17 protein-coding genes and 2 tRNA genes are annotated in these 21,950 nt (G+C 37.5%); 7 read left to right on the forward strand and 12 right to left on the reverse strand.

From position 1 onward, the window contains the following. The first annotated feature begins 92 nt into the window (after positions 1–92). The 6 genes from QSH13_RS00945 (at position 93) to QSH13_RS00970 (ending at position 5,398) form a co-directional block, all read left to right on the forward strand. Complete coding sequence (locus tag QSH13_RS00945; protein ID WP_109397301.1) at positions 93–1,466, forward strand: MATE family efflux transporter; 1,374 nt, start codon at positions 93–95, stop codon at positions 1,464–1,466. Positions 1,467–1,614: 148 nt separating this feature from the next. Then, positions 1,615–1,691, forward strand: a tRNA-Val gene (locus tag QSH13_RS00950). Positions 1,692–1,720: 29 nt separating this feature from the next. Beyond that, a tRNA-Val gene (locus QSH13_RS00955) sits at positions 1,721–1,797 on the forward strand. A gap of 460 nt (positions 1,798–2,257) precedes the next feature. Continuing rightward, complete coding sequence (gene pykF / locus QSH13_RS00960) at positions 2,258–3,670, forward strand: pyruvate kinase PykF (RefSeq protein WP_109397300.1); 1,413 nt, start codon at positions 2,258–2,260, stop codon at positions 3,668–3,670. A gap of 163 nt (positions 3,671–3,833) precedes the next feature. Further along, positions 3,834–4,892: a linear amide C-N hydrolase gene (locus tag QSH13_RS00965; RefSeq protein WP_109406348.1), complete on the forward strand. Its 1,059-nt coding sequence runs from the start codon at positions 3,834–3,836 to the stop codon at positions 4,890–4,892. 266 nt (positions 4,893–5,158) lie between these two features. Beyond that, a complete protein-coding gene (locus tag QSH13_RS00970) occupies positions 5,159–5,398 on the forward strand; it encodes an Lpp/OprI family alanine-zipper lipoprotein (protein WP_069369313.1) in 240 nt (79 codons plus the stop codon). 138 nt (positions 5,399–5,536) lie between these two features. On the opposite strand, the gene QSH13_RS00975 is transcribed toward QSH13_RS00970, so the two are convergent. The 11 genes from QSH13_RS00975 to ydiJ form a co-directional block, all read right to left on the reverse strand. Continuing rightward, the gene (locus QSH13_RS00975) at positions 5,537–6,202 is read right to left on the reverse strand and encodes a hypothetical protein (protein ID WP_286038692.1); all 666 of its coding nucleotides are present in this window, start codon (positions 6,200–6,202) and stop codon (positions 5,537–5,539) included. A gap of 174 nt (positions 6,203–6,376) precedes the next feature. After that, the gene (locus QSH13_RS00980; RefSeq protein ID WP_109406350.1) at positions 6,377–7,294 is read right to left on the reverse strand and encodes a L,D-transpeptidase family protein; all 918 of its coding nucleotides are present in this window, start codon (positions 7,292–7,294) and stop codon (positions 6,377–6,379) included. Between the two features lie 116 nt (positions 7,295–7,410). Next, positions 7,411–7,839, reverse strand: coding sequence for a cysteine desulfuration protein SufE (sufE, locus tag QSH13_RS00985; RefSeq protein WP_286038693.1), 429 nt, complete (start codon positions 7,837–7,839; stop codon positions 7,411–7,413). 21 nt (positions 7,840–7,860) lie between these two features. Continuing rightward, positions 7,861–9,099: a cysteine desulfurase SufS gene (gene sufS, locus QSH13_RS00990; RefSeq protein ID WP_286038694.1), complete on the reverse strand. Its 1,239-nt coding sequence runs from the start codon at positions 9,097–9,099 to the stop codon at positions 7,861–7,863. A gap of 11 nt (positions 9,100–9,110) precedes the next feature. Further along, positions 9,111–10,418, reverse strand: a complete 1,308-nt coding sequence (sufD, locus tag QSH13_RS00995; RefSeq protein WP_286038695.1) for a Fe-S cluster assembly protein SufD — start codon at positions 10,416–10,418, stop codon at positions 9,111–9,113. Further along, complete coding sequence (gene sufC / locus QSH13_RS01000) at positions 10,393–11,139, reverse strand: Fe-S cluster assembly ATPase SufC (RefSeq protein WP_109397293.1); 747 nt, start codon at positions 11,137–11,139, stop codon at positions 10,393–10,395. Before sufC ends, sufD begins: the two co-directional genes overlap by 26 nt. A 47-nt stretch (positions 11,140–11,186) precedes the next feature. Next, entirely contained in the window at positions 11,187–12,689 is a 1,503-nt protein-coding gene (sufB, locus tag QSH13_RS01005) for a Fe-S cluster assembly protein SufB (protein WP_286038696.1), read from the reverse strand. A 17-nt stretch (positions 12,690–12,706) separates the two neighbouring features. Then, a complete protein-coding gene (gene sufA / locus QSH13_RS01010) occupies positions 12,707–13,075 on the reverse strand; it encodes a Fe-S cluster assembly scaffold SufA (protein ID WP_286038697.1) in 369 nt (122 codons plus the stop codon). A 417-nt stretch (positions 13,076–13,492) separates the two neighbouring features. Continuing rightward, positions 13,493–14,113, reverse strand: coding sequence for a hypothetical protein (locus tag QSH13_RS01015; RefSeq protein WP_286038698.1), 621 nt, complete (start codon positions 14,111–14,113; stop codon positions 13,493–13,495). 172 nt (positions 14,114–14,285) lie between these two features. Next, complete coding sequence (gene menI / locus QSH13_RS01020; RefSeq protein ID WP_006537067.1) at positions 14,286–14,699, reverse strand: 1,4-dihydroxy-2-naphthoyl-CoA hydrolase; 414 nt, start codon at positions 14,697–14,699, stop codon at positions 14,286–14,288. Beyond that, on the reverse strand, positions 14,696–17,752 hold the full coding sequence (gene ydiJ, locus QSH13_RS01025; RefSeq protein WP_109397289.1) for a D-2-hydroxyglutarate dehydrogenase YdiJ: 3,057 nt from the start codon (positions 17,750–17,752) through the stop codon (positions 14,696–14,698). Before ydiJ ends, menI begins: the two co-directional genes overlap by 4 nt. Before the next feature lie 216 nt (positions 17,753–17,968). Between ydiJ and ydiK the strand changes: the two genes are divergently transcribed. Continuing rightward, a complete protein-coding gene (gene ydiK / locus QSH13_RS01030; protein WP_109397288.1) occupies positions 17,969–19,081 on the forward strand; it encodes an AI-2E family transporter YdiK in 1,113 nt (370 codons plus the stop codon). A gap of 455 nt (positions 19,082–19,536) precedes the next feature. Here ydiK and ppsA read toward each other — a convergent pair whose 3' ends face one another. Then, complete coding sequence (gene ppsA / locus QSH13_RS01035) at positions 19,537–21,909, reverse strand: phosphoenolpyruvate synthase (RefSeq protein WP_109406357.1); 2,373 nt, start codon at positions 21,907–21,909, stop codon at positions 19,537–19,539. Positions 21,910–21,950 lie beyond the last annotated feature (41 nt).

Genomic DNA, 21,950 nt, shown 5'->3' on the forward strand with positions numbered 1-21,950 from the left:
AAGCGGTCTTGAGGATCTCTTTACGTCATTTTAACAACGCGACGTTTGTTCTCTCCCTTTCTCGTTTTCTTATAATAAATAAAGGTGTATGCGTGCAGAAGTATATAAAAGAAGCGCGTAGCTTACTTGCTCTCGGTATCCCCGTTATCATCGCGCAATTTTCCCAAACAGCAATGGGAGTGGTTGATACTGTCATGGCGGGTGCTGTAAATGCCACAGAGATGTCGGCAGTCGCAGTAGGTACGTCTATTTGGTTACCAACGATTTTATTAGGTCAAGGCATATTAATGGCTTTAACACCAATCGTTGCACAATTAAATGGTTCAGGACAACGAAAACACATTGCTAATCGTACACAGCAAGGTTTTTGGCTCGCCACTTTCTTATCAATCATGGTAATTGCTATTCTTTATAACTGTCGTTTTATTATTGAAGCGCAACATGATATCGAGCCCGAATTAGCCGAAAAGGCCATTGGATTTATACATGCCATTATGTGGGGTGCCCCTGGTTGCCTCTATTATCAGGTACTGAGAAGTCAATGTGAGGGATTATCGAAAACAAAACCTGGCATGATCATTGGTTTTATTGGATTATTGATTAATATCCCTGTTAACTATGCCTTTATTTACGGTAAGTTTGGTGCACCACAATTAGGGGGGATTGGTTGCGGTGTTGCAACAGCCTCTGTATTCTGGGCGATGTTCTTAATGATGCGTTATTACGTACGTCGAGCACCGACACAACGTGACGTTATGCCAAAGAAACGTTTAGTAAGCCCTGATTTCCACACGATAAAACGTATTACAATTTTAGGCTTACCCGTTGGCCTAGCCTTATTCTTTGAAGTAACACTATTTGCCGTTGTTGCATTATTAGTTTCACCTTTAGGTGTTACTGCAGTTGCAAGTCACCAGATAGCACTTAACTTTAGCTCCCTGATGTTTATGTTCCCGCTTTCATTGGGAATAGCAGCAACAATCCGTGTTGGTCATAACTTAGGTCAACGATCTACAGAACAAGCCCGTACTTCAGCGATTACAGCACTTGCTGTTGGGTTAATGTTGGCAAGTTGTACCGCAATTTTCTCTATCATCTTTAGAGAAAAAATTGCGTTAATGTATAACGATAATATTGAAGTGGTAACATTAGCGTCTCATCTTATGTTATTCGCTGCGCTTTATCAGTTATCAGACTCTGTGCAAGTCATTGGTTCTGGTGTATTACGTGGCTATAAAGATACCCGTTCTATCTTTTTCATTACTTTTATTGCCTACTGGGTAATTGGATTGCCTTCTGGTTATATATTAGGACGTACTAATTACTTTGTTGAAGCAATGGGGCCAGCTGGTTTCTGGATTGGCTTTATTCTAGGTTTAACTGCCTCAGCAATTATGATGGGTTCCCGTATTTGGTGGATCCAGCGTCAATCTGATGAAGTGGTGTTATTACGCTCAGAGCGTTAAAGAAAAACGGTTATTTAGGCAAAGGAACGACACAAATATCAACAAATAGCTTTAAATACGAGCAGTTGAATATAATTTTGTGTTTTTCCTCTTGCCAGAATCGAATCATCTCGTTAATATTCGTCCCCGTTGTCACCTAATAGATAATGCGTCCATAGCTCAGTTGGTTAGAGCACCACCTTGACATGGTGGGGGTCGGTGGTTCGAGTCCACTTGGACGCACCATTTATTTTTCGACAACATCTCAATACAGTGCGTCCATAGCTCAGTTGGTTAGAGCACCACCTTGACATGGTGGGGGTCGGTGGTTCGAGTCCACTTGGACGCACCATTTCTCTATATTCTTATTTTTACTTATCTTACTACCCTACAAAACCATTAATTTAGCTTGCAATATTTTATTGCGCAACAAAATGCTTAAAAAACAAGCAGTCAGCACTGTATTTTGATTATATCACTGAAATTTACCTTTTTTCGATTTTCTTCATAGAAATTAACCTCTATAATACGAAACATAAATTTGTTGAAAGGTTTCAGCGTGTTGATTTACGGGCATCTTTAGAAAACAGAACAAATGAATCATGATAGACTATAATGTAAGATGTCTGCCAACCTTTGATACAAAATAGTGACAAGATTTTTATGATGTTGCTGAATCATTAACATGTTGCGCAACTTATCTATTAGAGGTGAGTTTGTACATCCTGTTTTGCAACGCTGATACTGTTAATAGAAAACAGCGACATTAATCCTTATTCATCCATTACAATACAACCATTAAATAGACTGCCATGAAAAAGACAAAAATTGTTTGCACCATCGGGCCAAAAACCGAATCTGAAGAAAAACTGAATCAATTACTAGACGCAGGCATGAACGTAATGCGTCTAAACTTCTCTCACGGTGACTATGAAGAGCATGGCAACCGTATTAAAAACCTGCGTAACATTTGCGCTAAAACTGGCAAAAAAGCCGCTATCTTATTAGATACTAAAGGACCAGAAATCCGTACCATCAAATTAGAAGGTGGTAATGATGTGACTTTAGTTGCTGGTCAAACTTTCACTTTTACTACAGACAAAACTGTTGTTGGTAACAAAGACCGCGTTGCCGTCACTTATGAAGGTTTCGCTAAAGATTTAACTGTTGGTAACACCGTTTTAGTTGATGATGGTCTTATCGGCATGAAAGTAACTGCTGTAACTGATACAGAAGTTGTTTGTGAAGTTTTAAATAACGGTGATCTAGGTGAAAACAAAGGTGTTAACTTACCTGGCGTTTCTATCGGTTTACCTGCATTAGCTGAAAAAGATAAACAAGACCTCATCTTTGGTTGCGAACAAGGCGTTGATTTTGTTGCTGCATCATTTATTCGTAAGCGTTCTGACGTTGAAGAGATGCGTGCTCACTTAAAAGCACATGGTGGCGAAAACATTATGATCATCTCAAAAATTGAAAACCAAGAAGGTTTAAACAATTTTGATGAAATCTTAGAAGCCTCTGACGGTATCATGGTTGCTCGTGGTGACTTAGGTGTTGAGATCCCTGTTGAAGAAGTTATCTTCGCACAAAAAATGATGATCGAAAAATGTAACGCTGCGCGTAAAGTGGTTATCACTGCGACGCAAATGTTAGATTCCATGATCAAAAATCCACGCCCTACTCGTGCTGAAGCTGGTGACGTTGCAAATGCTATCTTAGATGGTACTGATGCTGTTATGTTGTCAGGTGAAAGTGCGAAAGGTAAATACCCGGTAGAAGCTGTGACTATCATGGCAACTATTTGTGATCGTACAGACCGTATCATGCAATCTCGTCTTGATTACAAACAAACAGCGGCGAAATTACGCGTAACTGAAGCAGTGTGTCGCGGTGCCGTAGAAATGGCTGAAAACTTAGATGCACCTCTAATTGTTGTTGCAACTTTCGGTGGTAAATCAGCTCGTTCTATCCGTAAATATTTCCCAACCGCACCAATTTTAGCATTAACAAACAACGAAGAAACAGCTCGTCAGTTACTACTAGTTAAAGGTGTAACAACGCAATTAGTTAACGAAATCGCTTCTACTGACGACTTCTACCGTATTGGTAAAGAAGCAGCATTAGCAAGTGGTTTAGCTCATGCTGGTGAGCGTGTTGTTATGGTTACTGGTGCCCTAGTTGATAGCGGTACAACAAATACTTCATCTGTTCACGTTCTGTAATTTAATAGTACGTCAATAGCTCAAACGCCACGGTTATCGTGGCGTTTTTTCTTCTCTTCCTATATTTTCTTCTATTCTGCTAATTTTTCCTCTCTTATTGTCCTCATTTCTTCTATGCTTTTAATAAACTATTTTATTAATGTAAGTGAAATAAGGATGTAAAATGTCTGATAACACAATAAATACCCATGCTTTTGCTTGTACTACCCTTGCTATTAAAGATAAGAAAAATCGCATTTATCATGGTAGAACAATGGAGTTTTCAGTCGATAAACCTGCCTCAATATTTGCATATTATCCTAAAGCTCATACCTTCCAACAAAATGCCCCCGATGGTACCCCCGGGTTAAAATATGCCGTTAAATATCCTTTTATCGCCATTACAGCGCCAATTAATTTAGAAGGAACAAAAGATGTACTTGAAGGAGTCAATACAGAAGGACTCTCTTTTAGCTTGAACATGCTTCCTGATTCAAAACTCGATGACATTAGCCCTGAAAACTACGCAACTTCAGTGCCTATAGCAGCAATTGGTGAATGGGCTTTAGCACAATACGCAACCGTTGAAGAATTAAAACAAAACATACCTAAAACGGCATTTTGGTCACAAAAGTTATTTCTATTACACAATTTACCCAGCCCTTTCCATTATGCTTTTTATGATAAGACGGGAGCCTGCATTGTTGTTGAAGTTTCAGAAGGGAAATTGCATATTTATGATAATCCAACTTATTGCATGACCAATGGTCCATTATTTCCATGGCATCTGACCAACTTAAATAATTATACTCATCTTTCTAATATTAATATTTCCACCAGCACACTGGGACATATTAAGGTAAAACAACCGGATAGTGGAATTGCGTTAGCAACATTGCCAAGCTCAGATACTTCTGTTGATAGATTTATTCGTGCTGTCTATTACACAACTTATTATCACCAAGTTTTTGATCAGGACACACAACTTGTTGAACTGGCTCATATTATGAACCGCTTTGATCGCCCTAAAAATTCTACAATCGATCCTTTACTGGGTCATAACACATTAAAAGCTCTTCATACCAGTGAGTTTTCAGTATGGACAACACTCACTGATTTAGAACGAGGAATACTCTTCTTTAGAGGGTATAATGATCTTAATTTCCAAAAATTTACACTTGAATCGTTTAAAAATGAGGTAGAACCTATTTTCATAAAAGTAAATTTAGGTGGCGCTTTATAGCGATAAAGATAAGTAACAATAAAACAATACAGATAAAATGTTTTTCTATCAGACTATTATGAATAAAAATCTTTTGTGAAATAACACGCATTTTTTGTACTGAAAATTTGCGTTTTAGGTGTTATTTTTCCTATTGTTCAACTAATGGGTTCAGTAGAATGCGGTAAATAAATCCAGCATTTTCCTATATATGTGCCATACTTATTAATGGTTTCATATAAATGCTACTTGTTCCTTTACACAAACTAATAATAGAGGTTGTAACTATGAAAGCGAAACTTGTACTAGGTGCGGTAATTCTGGCTTCAGGCTTATTAGCAGGTTGTTCTTCTAGTAATAATGCACAATTAGATCAAATCTCTTCTGATGTAAGCCGCCTGAATACTCAAGTTCAACAATTAAGTAGTGATGTACAATCTGCTCGTGCTGAAGCTAAATCAGCTTACGACGAAGCAGCTCGTGCAAATCAGCGTTTAGATAACCAAGTGACTACTTATAAAAAGTAATTTGACTCACTGATAAGCTGGAAACAGTTTTAGACCAGTACTAATAGCAAAGCCTCAATCATTGTAATTGAGGCTTTATTTTTAATAATTTAAGCTATAAATTAATATACTCTAAATTCTGCTATCTTCTCCTATTTCCTATAACTTAGAATTAATTTTATCGCTCGCATTTCCTTTTAATAATTCAATTTCTTCTTGATATCTTTTATTTATATCTTTAAGTAACGTAATCATGTCATGTTTTTTCATCATTGGATTATTATTTTGAATGATAAATTTATTATTAATAACTTCAGATATCTGTAATTTTAATAAAGAGCCATAACCAAAATTAGTATTACTCTTAATATCTTCATCTACCTGTTGATCAACTTGATAAAGCGTCGCTAGCATTATATTGACTGATTTATCGGGGTGCCCCTCTGTAATGGACAAAAAATTATCCGCTTGATTTAATAGTTCATTTTTGATAAGACAGACTAATTTAGCCACTTCATTAGTCAATATTTTATGGGTTAACTTAGCGCTAATACGACCTATATTATTTAATTTTTTTGCGTCTAATATTTCATACTCATCATCTTTTATTTTTGTTGAGATCCGCAGAATTAACTCACCACATATTTTATTAATATTCTGTTGTCTTTTTGCTTCACTTCCAACAAAAAACGTTTCTGTACTATTTTTTATTGAAGCGACTATATTTGCCAATTGACTAAATTTATTTCCAATACTAGAAGTAATACGTTCAAAAACACCACTAGTAGCATTTCTTGTAGTAGCATCTCTTGTGTAAGTTTTCATATCCATAACTCAGTTATTTTATAAAAAGATGTTATTGATATTAAAGAGTAAAATGTCAATTTAATATTAAAAATACACCTTTTATTAGGTTAAGCTGTTTTATATAAACTATTATTTATAAAAAAACAGATGGCTTAAGCATCTGTTTTTTATATCTATTAAGCAGTAAAAATATTAATTCGCAGTTACATCAACAGGTAAACCTGAGCGACGAATTATTTCAGCATCGACTTTATCTTTATCAACCTTGCCACTTTCATACCATTGATTAAATTGCTTAGTAAAAGTTAATGGCATCGTTTGCGGATCGTCATCCTCATTACGTGATAGTGGTTGATGAACTTCAATAAATTGTCTACCGTCTGCAGTTTCAGTAAATTTAATCGGTTTATTGATAACCTGAACTCGACTTCCTTTAGGCACTACATTAAATAATGTCTCAATATCATTTGGTCTTAAACGGATACAACCAGAACTCACTCTTAAGCCAATACCAAAATCAGCATTAGTACCATGAATAAGGTATTCACCTCGACTATGTGCCAATCTTAAGGCATATGCTCCCATTGGATTTTCAGGACCAGCAGGAACAACAGCCGGTAGCGTGATCCCTTTAGCCGCATAGTTTTTGCGAATATTCGCCGTCGGTGTCCAAGTTGGATCTTTAATTAATTGGGAAATCGATGTCACCATTTCAGGTGTTTCTCGCCCTAATTGACCAATACCAATAGGGTAAACATCAACTGTACCTCCTTCTTTGGGGTAATAATACAGGCGCAATTCTGCAAGATTGATTACAATACCTTTTCGTACTGTGTCAGGCAAAATCATCTGTAATGGAATAGTTAATGTTTTACCCGCATCAGGTAAAAGAGGATCAATACCAGGATTGGCTTCCATCATATTGAGCAATCCCACTTGGTATTCGGACGCAATAGCTTCTAGTGAGCGTTTATCATCGGGAACTATATATGAAAAATTTTCACCAATAATACGCTGGTCATCAGCAGGTAGTAGATATTCTGTCGCATAAGATAAGTGACTACTCATCCCTAACAGCGATACCCCCAAAAGAGTTAACCATTTTTTCATCGTTTATCCCGTGTGTTAGAAATAAAATAAACTGACTATTATGATGATAACATTATCATTGTTATGCTTTCATATAATAAGTCAGTTTAGAACATTAATGCGGGATCAGGTAACATTTATGCTACAGCGTATTCTGAAAAACGCTTGACTAGTGTCGTAACCATCGCATGTAAACCCTGCGTACGAGAAGGTGTTAAGTGATTTTCTAGTGCTAATGATGAAAAATAATGTTTTACATCTGTCGCTAAAGCTTGCTCAATTGTTTTACCTTGAAATAAGATAATGACTAAAGCAACAAGCCCTTTCACAATGCCTGCATCACTATCGCCAGCCAATAGCAGTTGTTTATTCTCATCAAGAGAAACCGCAATCCATACTTGGCTTTGGCAACCTTCAATAAAGTTAGCTGAAATGCGCTGTTCATCTGTTAGCGACGGAAGACGCTCACCTAATTCTATCATATAAAGATAACGCTGTTCCCAATCTTGGCAACGAGAAAAATTGCGTAATAGTTTTGCTTCATCTGGCAAATTGGCAACTGCCATGAATAACCTCTTTTTTAATCATTAACCTAATAACATTTCAACACGTAATAGCGCATTAACCAATGCATCGATATCATTTTTATTGGTATATAAGCCAAGAGATGCACGACACATTGCAGGAACTTGGTAATAATCCATAATTGGCATCGCACAATGATGCCCTGTACGAATAGCAATACCATAATTATCAAGAAATGCGCCAACATCATAAGCGTGATGTTTACCTAAATTAAACGCTATCACACCTTGTCGAGAATCATTGCCATAAAGCGTTAAAGATTTTACTTTTTGCAACTGTTCTTGGGCATACTTCATTATATGATTTTCATACTCAGCAATATTATTCATGCCTAATTGTGAAAGATAATCTAATGCAGCACCTAAGCCAATCATTCCCATTATATTCGGTGTTCCTGCCTCAAAGCGCCAAGGTGCATCAACATAGGTAATATCACCATTAATGTGAACATGCTTTATCATCGCGCCACCGCCTTCCCAAGGCGGTAATTCATTCAGTATCTCTTTTTTACCATACAACAAGCCAATACCAGTAGGTCCATAAAGTTTATGGCCGCTACAAACAAAAAAGTCACAATCAAGTTGTGAAACATTAATTGTTTGATGCATTGCACTTTGAGCACCATCAACCAATATATGTAACTCCCCTCCTTGCTCAATAGCATATTGGCGAGCATCACGAATAATTTGAGCAATAGGATTCACTGTGCCCAATACATTTGATTGATGCGTAAGGCTGAGTAATTTAGTTCTTTTGTCGATTAAGCGAGGTAATTGAGCTAAATCGAGTGTACCATCTTGTAATAGCGGTAATACACGAACATTAAAACCATACTGTTTTGCCAACATATACCAAGGAACAATATTTGCATGATGTTCCATTTCCGTAATGATGATATTGTCACCGTCATTTAAAAATCGTTGGCTATAAACATTTGCGAGTAAGTTGATCCCTTCCGTTGTTCCCTTAACAAAAATAATCTCTTCTTCGCTATGGGCTCCTAAAAAATGACTGGCTTTTTTACGGACATTTTCAACTAATGTTGTCGCATTTGCACTTAACGTATGAATGCCGCGGTGAACCGCGGCATATTGTGTTAAGGCAAATTGCTTTTCATGTTCAATGACGCAAGCCGGTTTCTGAGCACTTGCGGCACTATCGAGATAAATCAATGGTTTTCCTTTTACTTGTTGTAAAAGAATTGGAAAATCATCTCGCGCTTTTTCAATGGAATGCGTCATAATGCCTTATTTTATACCTCTAATAAGCGCTGATTAATTCTGTCTAATACCTGCGCCTTGATCACACTATTTTCTAGCGATTCAGTTAATTCTGCCGCAAATGCATGGATGATCATTTTACGGGCGTCATTTAAAGCAATACCGCGTGAACGCAAATAAAATAGTTGTTCATCATCAATTCGCCCTACAGTGGCACCATGACTACATTTCACATCATCAGCATAGATCTCAAGCTGTGGTTTAGTATCGATTTGCGCTTTCTCACCCAGCAACAGATTGTTATTAGTCATTTGACCATCTGTTTTTAATGCCTGAGGTGTCACGGTGATCATCCCGTTAAATACGGCTTTCCCTGCATCCATCGCAATACTTTTATGCAGTTGACGACTCTGGCAATTTTTTTCACCATGAACCAACCATGTACGGGTATCCGCTATTTCGCCTGCTTTAGGTAATACAACGCTATTCATCGAAAGCGCTGTATTTTCACCTTTTAGTGCCGAGCTCGTGTGATGACGACTAAGTTTAGCACCTAATAAAAATGCATAACTATTGACTCTAGCATCACGACCTATCATCAGATCGTTATGAGCAAAATGCTGACTTACACCATTCTCAAAACTTAATTTGATATGGTTAAACGAGGCATTATCACCAATCGTTGCGGTTAATCTTGCCCCTGTAAAATGACGATTTTCGTTGTTACTGCTGATATAGTGCTCTATCACTTGCATCTGAGTATTCGCACCAACATCAAGGTGAAAACGATAATTTGCACTATTTACCTCAGTGCCTTGCTCCCCTTGAGTAATATTGAGGATATAAAGTGGTTTATCCGCAATAACATCTGATTTCAGGGTAATAAGCAAAGGATGTGGCGCTAAACTTTCCACTAAATGCAAGAAAATTTCACCATTTACTGCTTTGGGTAATTCACTTTGGTTATCAAGTAAAGTGACTTGATAAGGGCCAAAGTCTCTGCTGCTTTCTATCGGTGAAAATGTGCCATTCACCATAACAATACGGTAGCAATCAAAAGATAATGCGTGTTTGGCCATTAAACTTTGCACATCAAAAGGTGGCAACTGTTGATAGTGCTGGCTTAACGTCTCTTCTAATGGCGTATAATGCCAATCTTCATGGCGGTAAACAGGGAAACCGACTTTCTCGACTTGCAACCAATGATTACGAGCATTGAGATTATCGTCACCTTTACGTTGATGATATAACGCTGAAAACATCTTTAGTGCTTGTTGATTACGCAGTTCAACTTGGCGCTGTTTTTCACGCTTTTCATTGAGGGTCAATAAGCCAGCCATAACCTTGTTCCTCCAATTTTTGCGCCAATGAAAAATCACCTGATTTAATGATTTTTCCCTGATAAAGCACATGTACAAAATCAGGTTTAATATAATCAAGAATACGTTGGTAGTGTGTTACAACAATAAAAGCACGTTTGCCATCACGCAAACTGTTAACACCATTAGAAACGATTTTTAATGCATCGATATCAAGGCCTGAATCCGTTTCATCTAAAATACATAATTCAGGCTCTAATGCAGCCATTTGCAAAATATCGTTACGTTTTTTCTCACCACCAGAAAATCCCACATTAACTGAACGTGTTAACAAATCTTGTGGCATATCCAATAATTTGATTTTATCTTCAATAAAATCTTCAAAATCAAAGCGATCTAGTGGCGCTTGACCACGATATTCTCTCACCGCATTCACTGAAGATTGTAAGAAAAATTGGTTGCTAACACCGGGTATTTCAACAGGATATTGAAACGCCATAAAAATACCTTCACCTGCGCGCTCTTCCGGTTCTAACTCTAATAAATCTTTATTTTTAAAGGTAATTGAACCTTCATCAACTTCATATTCATCACGCCCAGCAAGTGTTGCCGATAAGGTACTTTTACCCGAACCATTTGGCCCCATAATTGCGTGAACTTCACCTGCACGAACTTGCAAATCTAATCCTTTAAGGATCTCATTGCCTTCAACACTGACATGTAAATCTTTAATCTCTAACATAATATATGCCTTCGGTATTTTTATACTCAGAATTTGGTTAATAATCGTTAACCGACGCTATGCTCTAAGCTGATTGCTAATAATTTTTGTGCTTCCACAGCAAATTCCAGCGGTAATTCTGAGAACACATCTTTACAAAATCCGTTTACAATCATTGAGATTGCATCATCTTCACTTAACCCGCGTTGACGGCAATAGAACAACTGGTCCTCACCAATACGTGACGTTGTCGCTTCGTGTTCAAGCTGTGCTGAGTTATTCATTACCTCAACGTAAGGGAAAGTATGCGCACCACACTGCGTACCAATTAACATGGAATCACATTGGGTAAAGTTACGAGCATTTTGCGCACCAGGGAGTACTTTTACGAGTCCACGATAACTGTTTTGACTTTTACCCGCAGAAATACCTTTAGAGATAATGGTTGATTTGGTATTTTTGCCAATATGGATCATCTTAGTACCTGTATCTGCTTGTTGGTTGCCATTCGTTAAAGCAACCGAGAAAAATTCAGCAGTCGAATTATCTCCTTTTAAAATCACACTTGGATATTTCCAGGTGATCGCAGAACCTGTTTCTGATTGTGTCCATGACATTTTGGCATTTTCGCCTTCGCAGATAGCCCGTTTAGTCACAAAATTAAGAATACCGCCTTCACTATCGCCACCAGAGAACCAGTTCTGTACAGTCGAGTATTTTACTTCGGCATCTTTATGGATAATGACTTCAACCACAGCAGCATGAAGCTGATAACTATCACGAACAGGTGCTGAACAGCCTTCAATATAACTGACATAACTGCCTTCATCTGCAACCAGAATAGTTCGTTCAAATTGACCTGTTTGAGCCGCATTAATACGAAAATAAGTTGATAATTCCATTGGGCAACGAACCCCTTTGGGAATATAGACAAAAGTACCATCAGATGCGACCGCAGCGTTTAGTGCAGCAAAGTAGTTATCATGGCTTGATACAACGGTGCCTAAATATTGGCGCACTAAATCAGGATATTCTTGAATAGCTTCGCTAAATGAACAAAAAATAATGCCATGCTCAGCGAGCTCTTCGCGATATGTTGTAGAAACAGAAACCGAGTCAAAAATGGCATCAACAGCAACGGCTTGCCCTTCTCTTACAGGCACACCAAGTTGGTTAAAGGCATCTTCAACTTCTTGAGTTAAATAATCTTGCGAGGCTTGTCTATCACTCACTACCGCCTCATTTGTGCCACCAGCGCAACTACCATTGGCACAACATGAACTGCAAGATGGCGCTGAATAATAGCTATAATCTTGATAATTAAGTGATGGATAATCTGCTTTTAACCAATGAGGCTCTTCCATTTCTAACCAATGGCGATAAGCATCTAAACGAAATTCCAGCATCCACTCTGGTTCATTTCTTTTTGCCGATATTGCACGTACAACCGCTTCATTTAATCCTTTTTCTAAGGTATCGGTTGAGATATCAGTATAAAAACCTTCTTTATAGTGATGATCGCTTAACCATCCCTGAACTTCATCACCAATTTCAACATTGCTCTGAGACATAATCTAACTTCACTATGTTATACCCCGAAGCTCTCACCACATCCGCAGACGTTTTGAGCTTTAGGATTATTAAATTTAAACATTTGATTAAGTCCTTCACGAACATAATCAACAACCAACCCATCGATAAATGGCATTGCTTTTAATGAAACAAAAAGTTTTGCTCCATTATGTTCATAAACAAGATCATCATCATTTGGGGCAGTAGCGAGTTCAATAACATAACCATACCCCGTACAACCAGAGGGTTTAATACTTAAGAAAAGCCCTTGTTTTTCAGGATTTTTCTCAATTAAATGGCAAATATGCTTTGCCGCACTATCCGTTAATACAATGCCTTGCCAAGCTGTGTCATTAAGAGAAAAAGTTTCAACGTTGTTTGTCATTTCTGACCTCATTTCGAAAGGAGATTGATATCTTTCCTGACACTAATGGTAATGATAACCCTTATCACTTCAACCATGTCTTTTGAAAGGATATTCTATATATGTGTATTTTTTGTTCTATTTTTGCGGTTTTTATGTTAAGAAATAATGTTAACACTATGTAATATAACACTTTTCTGTTTTTTGATTACAAAAAATAAAACTTTTAATTTTTCTTATATTTCGCACAATACGCATATAAGTTGCAATATAAATACACTTTATATGTTATCACTGAAATTTAGAGAAAAAAGCATAAAAATGTATTTTCACATACAGCTTACTAGCTCCATTTACATTTATTTTTATGCTTATAATAAGGGACAAGATAGCACCACTTATGTGGTGACCTCTTATTGGATTGTGTGCTCTTCGAACTTATTTACTAATAGTGATGGTTTGGATATATTTATTTGTACATTCAAGGGTTTGACTATTTTTTTGCTTGTTTGATTGGCTATTGAAGTTACTAATCAATTGCAGTTGCCATACTCGATTCGTTTTAATATCAGCTGCTAAAACCCCTTCATAACTCACATTTTCTTTTGCATATTTTCCTTCAAAAAAGACATGTCGACTTTCCACGCTTGGGATAGTCAATGTTTTTATTGATGTGGATATTTCATTCATGCCATCTATTATCGCAATATTATCAACGATGCCTTGTGCTCCTGCATCCACATCGTAACTCATTGTATCGTTCATTTTAAAATAAACCAAACGAACCTCTGCCAAATCACAAATAGGTTCTGATTTATAAACCATCATTTCTGTTGTGACATCCTGAACATTATCTGGTAATGATTTAAAATAATTTTCAGTATCTTCTCTGCTCATTGTAAATGAAGTGGGATAAGCTATATTAAAACCAGAAACAGTTTGTACTGGAATATTACTTATATCGTTACTCGTTTTAGAGGTAGAATTATTATCACATCCACTGATTAATAAACCTGCAATTAATAATACTGTAGTGTTGAATTTAGAAATAGTTAACATTATTGTTCGTCTTATCTTTTATTATGAAGATAATGATTATCATTAAAAATAAAATCTAAATAAAGAAATAATTTTATTTTCTCTCTCTATTTTTATTCTTTTTGATATTATCTATAAATGTAAAAAAACGCACAAAGCGAGTATTTCACTTTGTGCATATGTCTTTTATTCCTTAAGAAATAACAGATGTTGTTAATCTGGAAATACACACTTGACGACCTTCATCATCAAATATTTCTATTGACCAGACTTGGTGTGAACGTCCTAAATGAATAGGTTTGCATACACCTCTTACCTTACCTTCTCTCGCTGAACGAATATGATTCGCATTGATTTCTAGCCCAACAATCTTTTGTTCACCTTCAGTACAAAGATAACCCGCAACAGAACCTAATGTTTCAGCTAAAACAACAGAAGCACCACCATGTAAAAGTCCTAAAGGCTGCTTAGTACGATGGTCAACAGGCATTGTTCCTTCAAGATAATCATCTCCAAGACATGTTAATTCAATGCCCAAATGGCTCATCATATTATTTTGTCCGATATGATTAAGATGCTCAATTGTCGTTTCACGTTTCCATATCATGGCATAATCTCCAAAAGTGCCTGTAGTGGGTGTTTTAACTCAATATTATCAATACGTTTCACCTGACTACGACAAGAATAACCAGTACTTAAACAACGCATTGTTGGTAATGTTTTTAATGCATTACCCCATGAGAGTTGATAAATTCCCAACGAGTTTTCGTAATTATTTAGTTCATGTCCATAAGTACCTGCCATTCCACAACATCCAGTGCTCACAAATTCGAGTTGCTGCCCATAACGTTGGAAAATAGCCTGCCACTGTTTCATACTTTGTGGTAGCGCCGTCACTTCTGTACAATGCCCGAAAAGATACCATTTTTCGGCATCATCACGAACAGCTATTGGCTCAGATACCAATTGACTTAACCATTCATGAACAAGTTGAACATTGAAATCCCCACGCTTATCACCCAGTATTTCACGATATTCATCGCGATAACAAAGTACTAATGCAGGATCAACTCCCACCATAGGGATGCCTAATTTTGCAACACGATTAAGCATGATTGACGTTTTTTGCGCCGTTTTACTAAATTGCTGTAAAAAACCTTTAATATGTTGCGCTTTACCATTAGGTGAAAATGGCAACAAGACAGGTTTAAACCCAATCTTTTCAATTAGCTTGATAAAATCGGCAACCACTTTTGCATCGTAATAACTGGTGAAAGGATCTTGTACCACCAGCACATGATGACTACGTTGCTTTTCTGATAAATGTTCTAAATCTTCTAGCGTCATATCTAACGCGTTGTGCCCAGCCAATTGCTGTCTCAATGTAGGTGATGACAGCAAAGGTAAATCGACCATCCCTATCGTGTGCTTACTTAATGTTTGCACCAGCGGTTGTTTCATAAAAAAATTAAAGAATCTAGGTGCTTTCGCCATAATCGGCGTTGTTAATTCAACATTAGCGACAATATGATCTTTTAACGGACGTAAATAACGCTGGTGATAAAGCTCAGTAAACTTAGAACGAAACGATGGTACATCAATTTTAATCGGACATTGTGTTGAACAAGCTTTACAAGCCAAACAACCATTCATAGCCTCTTTAACTTCATGAGAAAAGTCATATTCACCACGTTTGGCTTTCCAAGTATTACGTGTTTTCTCAATTAAACCTCTTAAGCTAGGTTTATTATTTTCAAGGCTAGATCTAAGTTGTTTTGGGCTAACGCCTTGCTCTGTTAATAAGCGCAGCCACTCTCTTACGAGTGCAGCTCGTCCTTTAGGAGAATGAATGCGTTGTCCGCTAATTTTCATTGAAGGACACATTGGGCTTTTGGCATCAAAGTTAAAGCAAAGTCCATTACCATTACAATCTAATGCACCTTTGAAATCTTGACGCACAGATAAAGGAATTGTGCGGTCAAAGGTACCTCGTTTGATCGCATCAACTTGCTTCATCGGCTCATCGACCGCTAAAGGTGGACATATTTTCCCAGGATTTAATCTATTTCGAGGATCGAACACCGTTTTGATTTGACGCAGCTCATGATAGAGTGTTTCTCCGAAAAATTCGGGGCTATATTGCGCTCTAAAGCCTTTTCCATGCTCACCCCAGAGTAACCCACCATATTTGGCTGTTAACGTGACAATGTCATCTGAGATAGATTTCATCAATAGTTCTTGTTGTGGATCGCACATATCAAGAGCAGGTCTTACGTGTAATACACCAGCATCAACATGGCCAAACATGCCATAATTGAGCTGATGGCTGTCAAGCAATGCTCTAAATTCTGTAATATAATCAGCAAGATGCTCTGGTGGTACACAGGTATCTTCGACAAAAGGAATTGGCTTTGCTTGCCCTTTAGCGTTACCTAATAAACCAACCGCTTTTTTGCGCATGGCATAAATACGGTTAATATCCGCCAAATCTTCGCAGACTTGATAACCGATCACACCACCCTGACCCTCTTTCATTAATGAATCTAAGCGCTGGCATAATGATGCAACTTGTGAAGTGATAAGATTTTTATCATCACCCGCAAATTCAACAATATTAAGGCCTTGCATATCTTTATCAGGTATGTCAGTAATCAACTCTTTAACGGAGTGCCAAACAATATCTTCACGAGCGAGATTTAATACTTTGGAATCAACAGTTTCAACAGACAGTGCATTTGCTTTAACTAAAAAAGGCGCATTACGTAATGCTGAGTCAAAAGAGTCGTATTTCACGTTGACTAAGCTACGCTGTTTAGGAATTGGTGTGATATCAAGTGTCGCTTCAGTAATAAAAGCTAACGTTCCTTCAGAGCCGGTTAAAATTCTCGTTAAATCAAATCGTTTCATGTCATCACTAAAGACATGACGCAAATCATACCCGGTTAAAAAGCGATTTAATTTCGGGAATTTTTCAAGAATAAGCTTTCGTTGCTCTTTGCAACGGGATAAAACGGTACGATAAACTTTACCGATTGCAGAACTCTCTTGGGCAATATTTTCTGCTAGTGCGGTATCCATAGCTCGTGTTTCAAGCAGTTCACCACCTAACAAAACCGCCCTAACACCAAGAACGTGATCAGAGGTTTTACCATAAACCATCGAACCTTGCCCTGATGCATCGGTATTAATCATTCCACCTAATGTAGCGCGGTTACTGGTAGAAAGTTCTGGTGCAAAAAAGAAGCCGTAAGGTTTTAAAAAGAGATTAAGTTCATCTTTTATCACTCCTGCTTCCACTTTCACCCAACGTTCTTCTGGATTTATCTCAATGATGCGTTTCATATAGCGAGATAAATCGACAACGATACCATCTGTTAAAGCCTGCCCATTGGTACCTGTTCCTCCTCCTCTTGGAGTCAGGGAGAGCGAATGAAATCGAGGTTCATCAACTAAGCGAGCAATAATAGTTACATCAGCTGTTGAGCGAGGAAAAACAACCGCCTGAGGTAATAACTGGTAAATACTATTATCTGTTGCCATAGTGAGTCTATCAGCATAACTACTGGAGATATCACCGGTGAAACCGTTTTTTCGAAGAGTATCAAGAAATTCTGTTGTGAGTTCACTGACTTGCGGTGCTTGCGATATACGTGGGATCATTTGTTATAGCTCTTTAATCTAATAGTCCACATTGCTTAATTTTAGATGTTGAAATGTATACTAAGAGGTACTTTGCCTCATTTTGTACTTTCAGACCGATACCTGTTCACCTTATCATACAATTCTGGCAAATTGAGTAGTGATATAAACAACGTGATATTTGCAATGTTTATTCATCTGCTTCTAGCATTTTTATTCGTGTAGGGATTTAAAACCATGGAAAAACCGCAGATCCATACAGATATACCCAAAATTTTATTCACTGTTCTTTTTATTTCTTTTTTTATTATCGCCAGTTTTTGGATCCTAAATCCCTTTATTGTGGGTTTCATTTGGGCTGGAATGATTGTTGTAGCAACGTGGCCTTTACTTCTTATTCTTGAAAAGCGAGTAAAGTATCGTTGGCTATCAACCATGATCATGATGATTTTGATATTACTGATCTTCGTTATTCCTATTATCTTATTAATTAGTAGCGTCATTGATAATAGTGCCCCTTTAATTGAATTAGCAAAATCACCTTCGAATATTCAACCACCTCAATTATTATGGCTTAACGATATCCCTATGATAGGTAGCACGCTTTATGATACATGGCACTCTATTCTTGTCACTGGGGGCAATGCGTTAATCTCAAAAATTCAGCCTTATGTCGGACAAGCTGCAAACTGGTTTTTTGCACAAGCCTTAAATATTGGTCGATTTGCCCTACATTTGGGTGTGATGTTGTTATTTTCAGGCTTACTGTTTTTACAAGGTGAAAATGTCGTATCTTGGTTGCGCCATTTTGCTATTCGCTTAGCGGGTCAACGTGGTGATGCGGCAATCTTACTTGCATCCATGTCTATTCGCGCAGTCGCATTAGGTGTGGTTTTAACCGCCTTAATTCAAGCTATTGTCGGTGGTATCGGTCTTGCTGTATCTGGTGTGCCTTATGCTACGGTATTAACCGTGATTATGTTTATTTGCTGCCTTGCTCAAATAGGTCCTTTATTAGTATTGATCCCTTCAGTTTTATGGTTATTTTGGACGGGTGATACAACATGGGGCATTGTCATGGTGATTTGGGGTGGCGCTGTTGCAACAATGGATGGTGTATTACGACCTTATTTAATCAAAATGGGAGCTGATTTACCTATGGTATTAATTCTCACGGGTGTTATTGGAGGAATTTTAACATTAGGTATGATTGGATTATTTATTGGCCCTGTTGTTCTTGCTGTTGCTCATAGCTTATTAAATGCATGGATTAATGAAGTACCAAAACCTAATCCTGATTTAACAGAAACAGTAGAATTTATGAATAAAAACTTTATTGAAAAAGAATAAATAATAATGGAGCATGTAAGTGTAGCTACTTACATGCTCTAAAATAACAGAGCAAAGTTTAATAAAGATTATCAATTTAGGAATAAACCATTATATTTTTATATTAAAACTTACATTCTGAAACAAATTACATTTTTTTAAACCTGTTTGTTACCAGCAAGTTATATTCACTTTTAAATAAACCAATAATCTTTTTATTGAGATAATTCTTAGAGCATAATTAACGCATTTCTCTTAATATAAATATCAACGAAACAAATGTTTCATCAAATTAATAATTTCGCCGTACATATTAATAAATTAATTGGCGGAATTAAAGAATATAAAATATTGCTGTGTGTAGTCTTTGCCTGTCAGCCCATGATAGGCTTTTTTTTTACCTATTATTTATATAATTGTATAAAAAAAGCTCACATTATATTGTGAGCTTTTTATTTATAGCGATGATATTAATTCTATTGCGCTAATTTTACCCAAGTTTTAATTACAGTATCTGGGTTTAAAGATAAACTATCAATTCCTTCTTCCATTAACCATTGTGCGAAATCTTCATGATCAGAAGGTCCTTGACCACAGATACCCACATATTTTCCATTACGTTTTGCAGCTTGGATTGCCATTGATAATAGTGCTTTCACTGCATCATTGCGTTCATCAAACAGTGAAGAAACCACACCTGAATCACGGTCAAGACCTAATGTTAATTGGGTCATATCGTTAGAGCCGATAGAGAAACCATCAAAGTGTTCTAAGAATTTATCCGCTAATAAGGCATTTGATGGAATTTCACACATCATAATGACTTTTAAGCCGTTCTCACCACGTTTTAAACCATTTGCCGCTAATTCGTCAATCACCTCTTCAGCTTGGCGGACAGTACGCACAAATGGGATCATGACTTCAACATTATCTAAGCCCATATTATTACGAACACGTTTTACCGCTTCACATTCAAGCGCGAAGCAACGACGGAAATCATCAGAAACATAACGACCCGCACCACGGAATCCTAACATTGGGTTCTCTTCATCTGGCTCATAACGATCGCCCCCCACTAAGTTGGCATATTCGTTAGATTTAAAGTCAGATAAACGAACAATAACGCGTTTAGGCCAGAATGCGGCGGCTAATGTTGCAATCCCTTCTGTTAATTTACTGATGTAATACTCAACAGGAGACTCATAACCTGCCATCATTTCATTGATTTCGGCTTTCAGTGCTTCAGTTTGGTCGTCATACTCTAATAATGCACGAGGATGCACACCAATCATGCGGTTAATAATAAATTCCAAACGCGCAAGACCAACACCATCATTTGGTAAACCTGCAAAATCAAATGCACGATCAGGATTGCCGACGTTCATCATGATTTTGAGCCCTAATTCAGGCATATTATCGATTGCGGAGCTCTGAATAGAAAAATCAAGTTTGCCATCGTAAACAAATCCTGTGTCACCTTCAGCACAAGAAACGGTTACAACTTGTCCTTCAGTAATACATTCTGTTGCATCACCACAACCAACAACAGCTGGAATACCTAACTCACGAGCAATAATTGCAGCATGACATGTTCTACCACCACGGTTAGTCACAATCGCGGAGGCTTTTTTCATGATAGGTTCCCAATCTGGGTCTGTCATGTCAGTAACCAGCACATCACCCGCTTCAATTCTATCCATCTCACTTAAGTTATGAATAACTTTAACGGCACCTGTACCAATACGATGACCAATAGCACGGCCTTCAATAATAACAGAGCCACTTTCATTTAATTGATAGCGTTCCATAACTTGTTGGTTAGAACGAACTGTTTCTGGGCGAGCCTGAACAATGTATAAACGACCATTATGGCCATCTTTAGCCCATTCGATATCCATTGGACGACCATAGTGACGTTCAATCAATACAGCTTGTTTAGCCAACTCTTGAACTTCATGATCAGTCAAAGAGAAACGATTGCGCAGTGACTCTGGTGTATCTTCAATACGAACTTGTTTACCATGTTCAACACTGTCTGCATAAACCATTTGGATCTTTTTAGAACCAAGATTACGACGAACAATAGAAGGTAAACCTTTTGCTAAAGTTGGCTTGTGTACATAGAACTCATCTGGGTTAACTGCACCCTGTACAACCATTTCACCTAAACCATAAGCTGATGTAATAAAGACAACTTGATCAAAGCCTGATTCAGTATCGATAGTAAACATCACACCCGAAGAAGCAAGATCAGAACGCACCATACGTTGAACACCCGCAGATAACGCAACACCTCGGTGATCATAACCTTGGTGAACACGATAAGAGATTGCACGGTCGTTAAACAACGAAGCAAACACATGTTTGATTGCAACAAGTATGGCATCAATACCTTGAACGTTTAAAAACGTCTCTTGTTGGCCTGCAAAAGAAGCATCAGGCATATCTTCTGCAGTTGCAGATGAACGAACGGCAAATGAAGCTTCAGATTCACCTTCACTTAATGTGAGATAAGCGTCACGAATATCTTTTTCAAACTGAGGCGTAAAAGGTGTATCAATTACCCACTGGCGAATTTGATTACCTGCTTGAGCCAGTTGATTAACATCATCAACATCAACACTATCAAGTAATTCATAAATACGCTGATTGATACCGCTCTGTTCCAGAAAATCATTAAACGCTTGCGCTGTGGTAGCAAACCCATTAGGAACAGAAACACCCAGTTCCGCTAGGTTTGTGATCATTTCACCGAGGGAAGCATTTTTCCCACCAACACGATCAACGTCATTCATACCCAATTGGTTATACCAAAGCACATTGCACGGGGTGAGGCTATTGCTGGACATTGAGAACAATCCTTTTTTAAACAATTATGAGAGAGAGAAAA

The organism is Proteus faecis, assembly GCF_030286765.1.
In the GTDB taxonomy this organism is placed as follows: domain Bacteria; phylum Pseudomonadota; class Gammaproteobacteria; order Enterobacterales; family Enterobacteriaceae; genus Proteus; species Proteus faecis.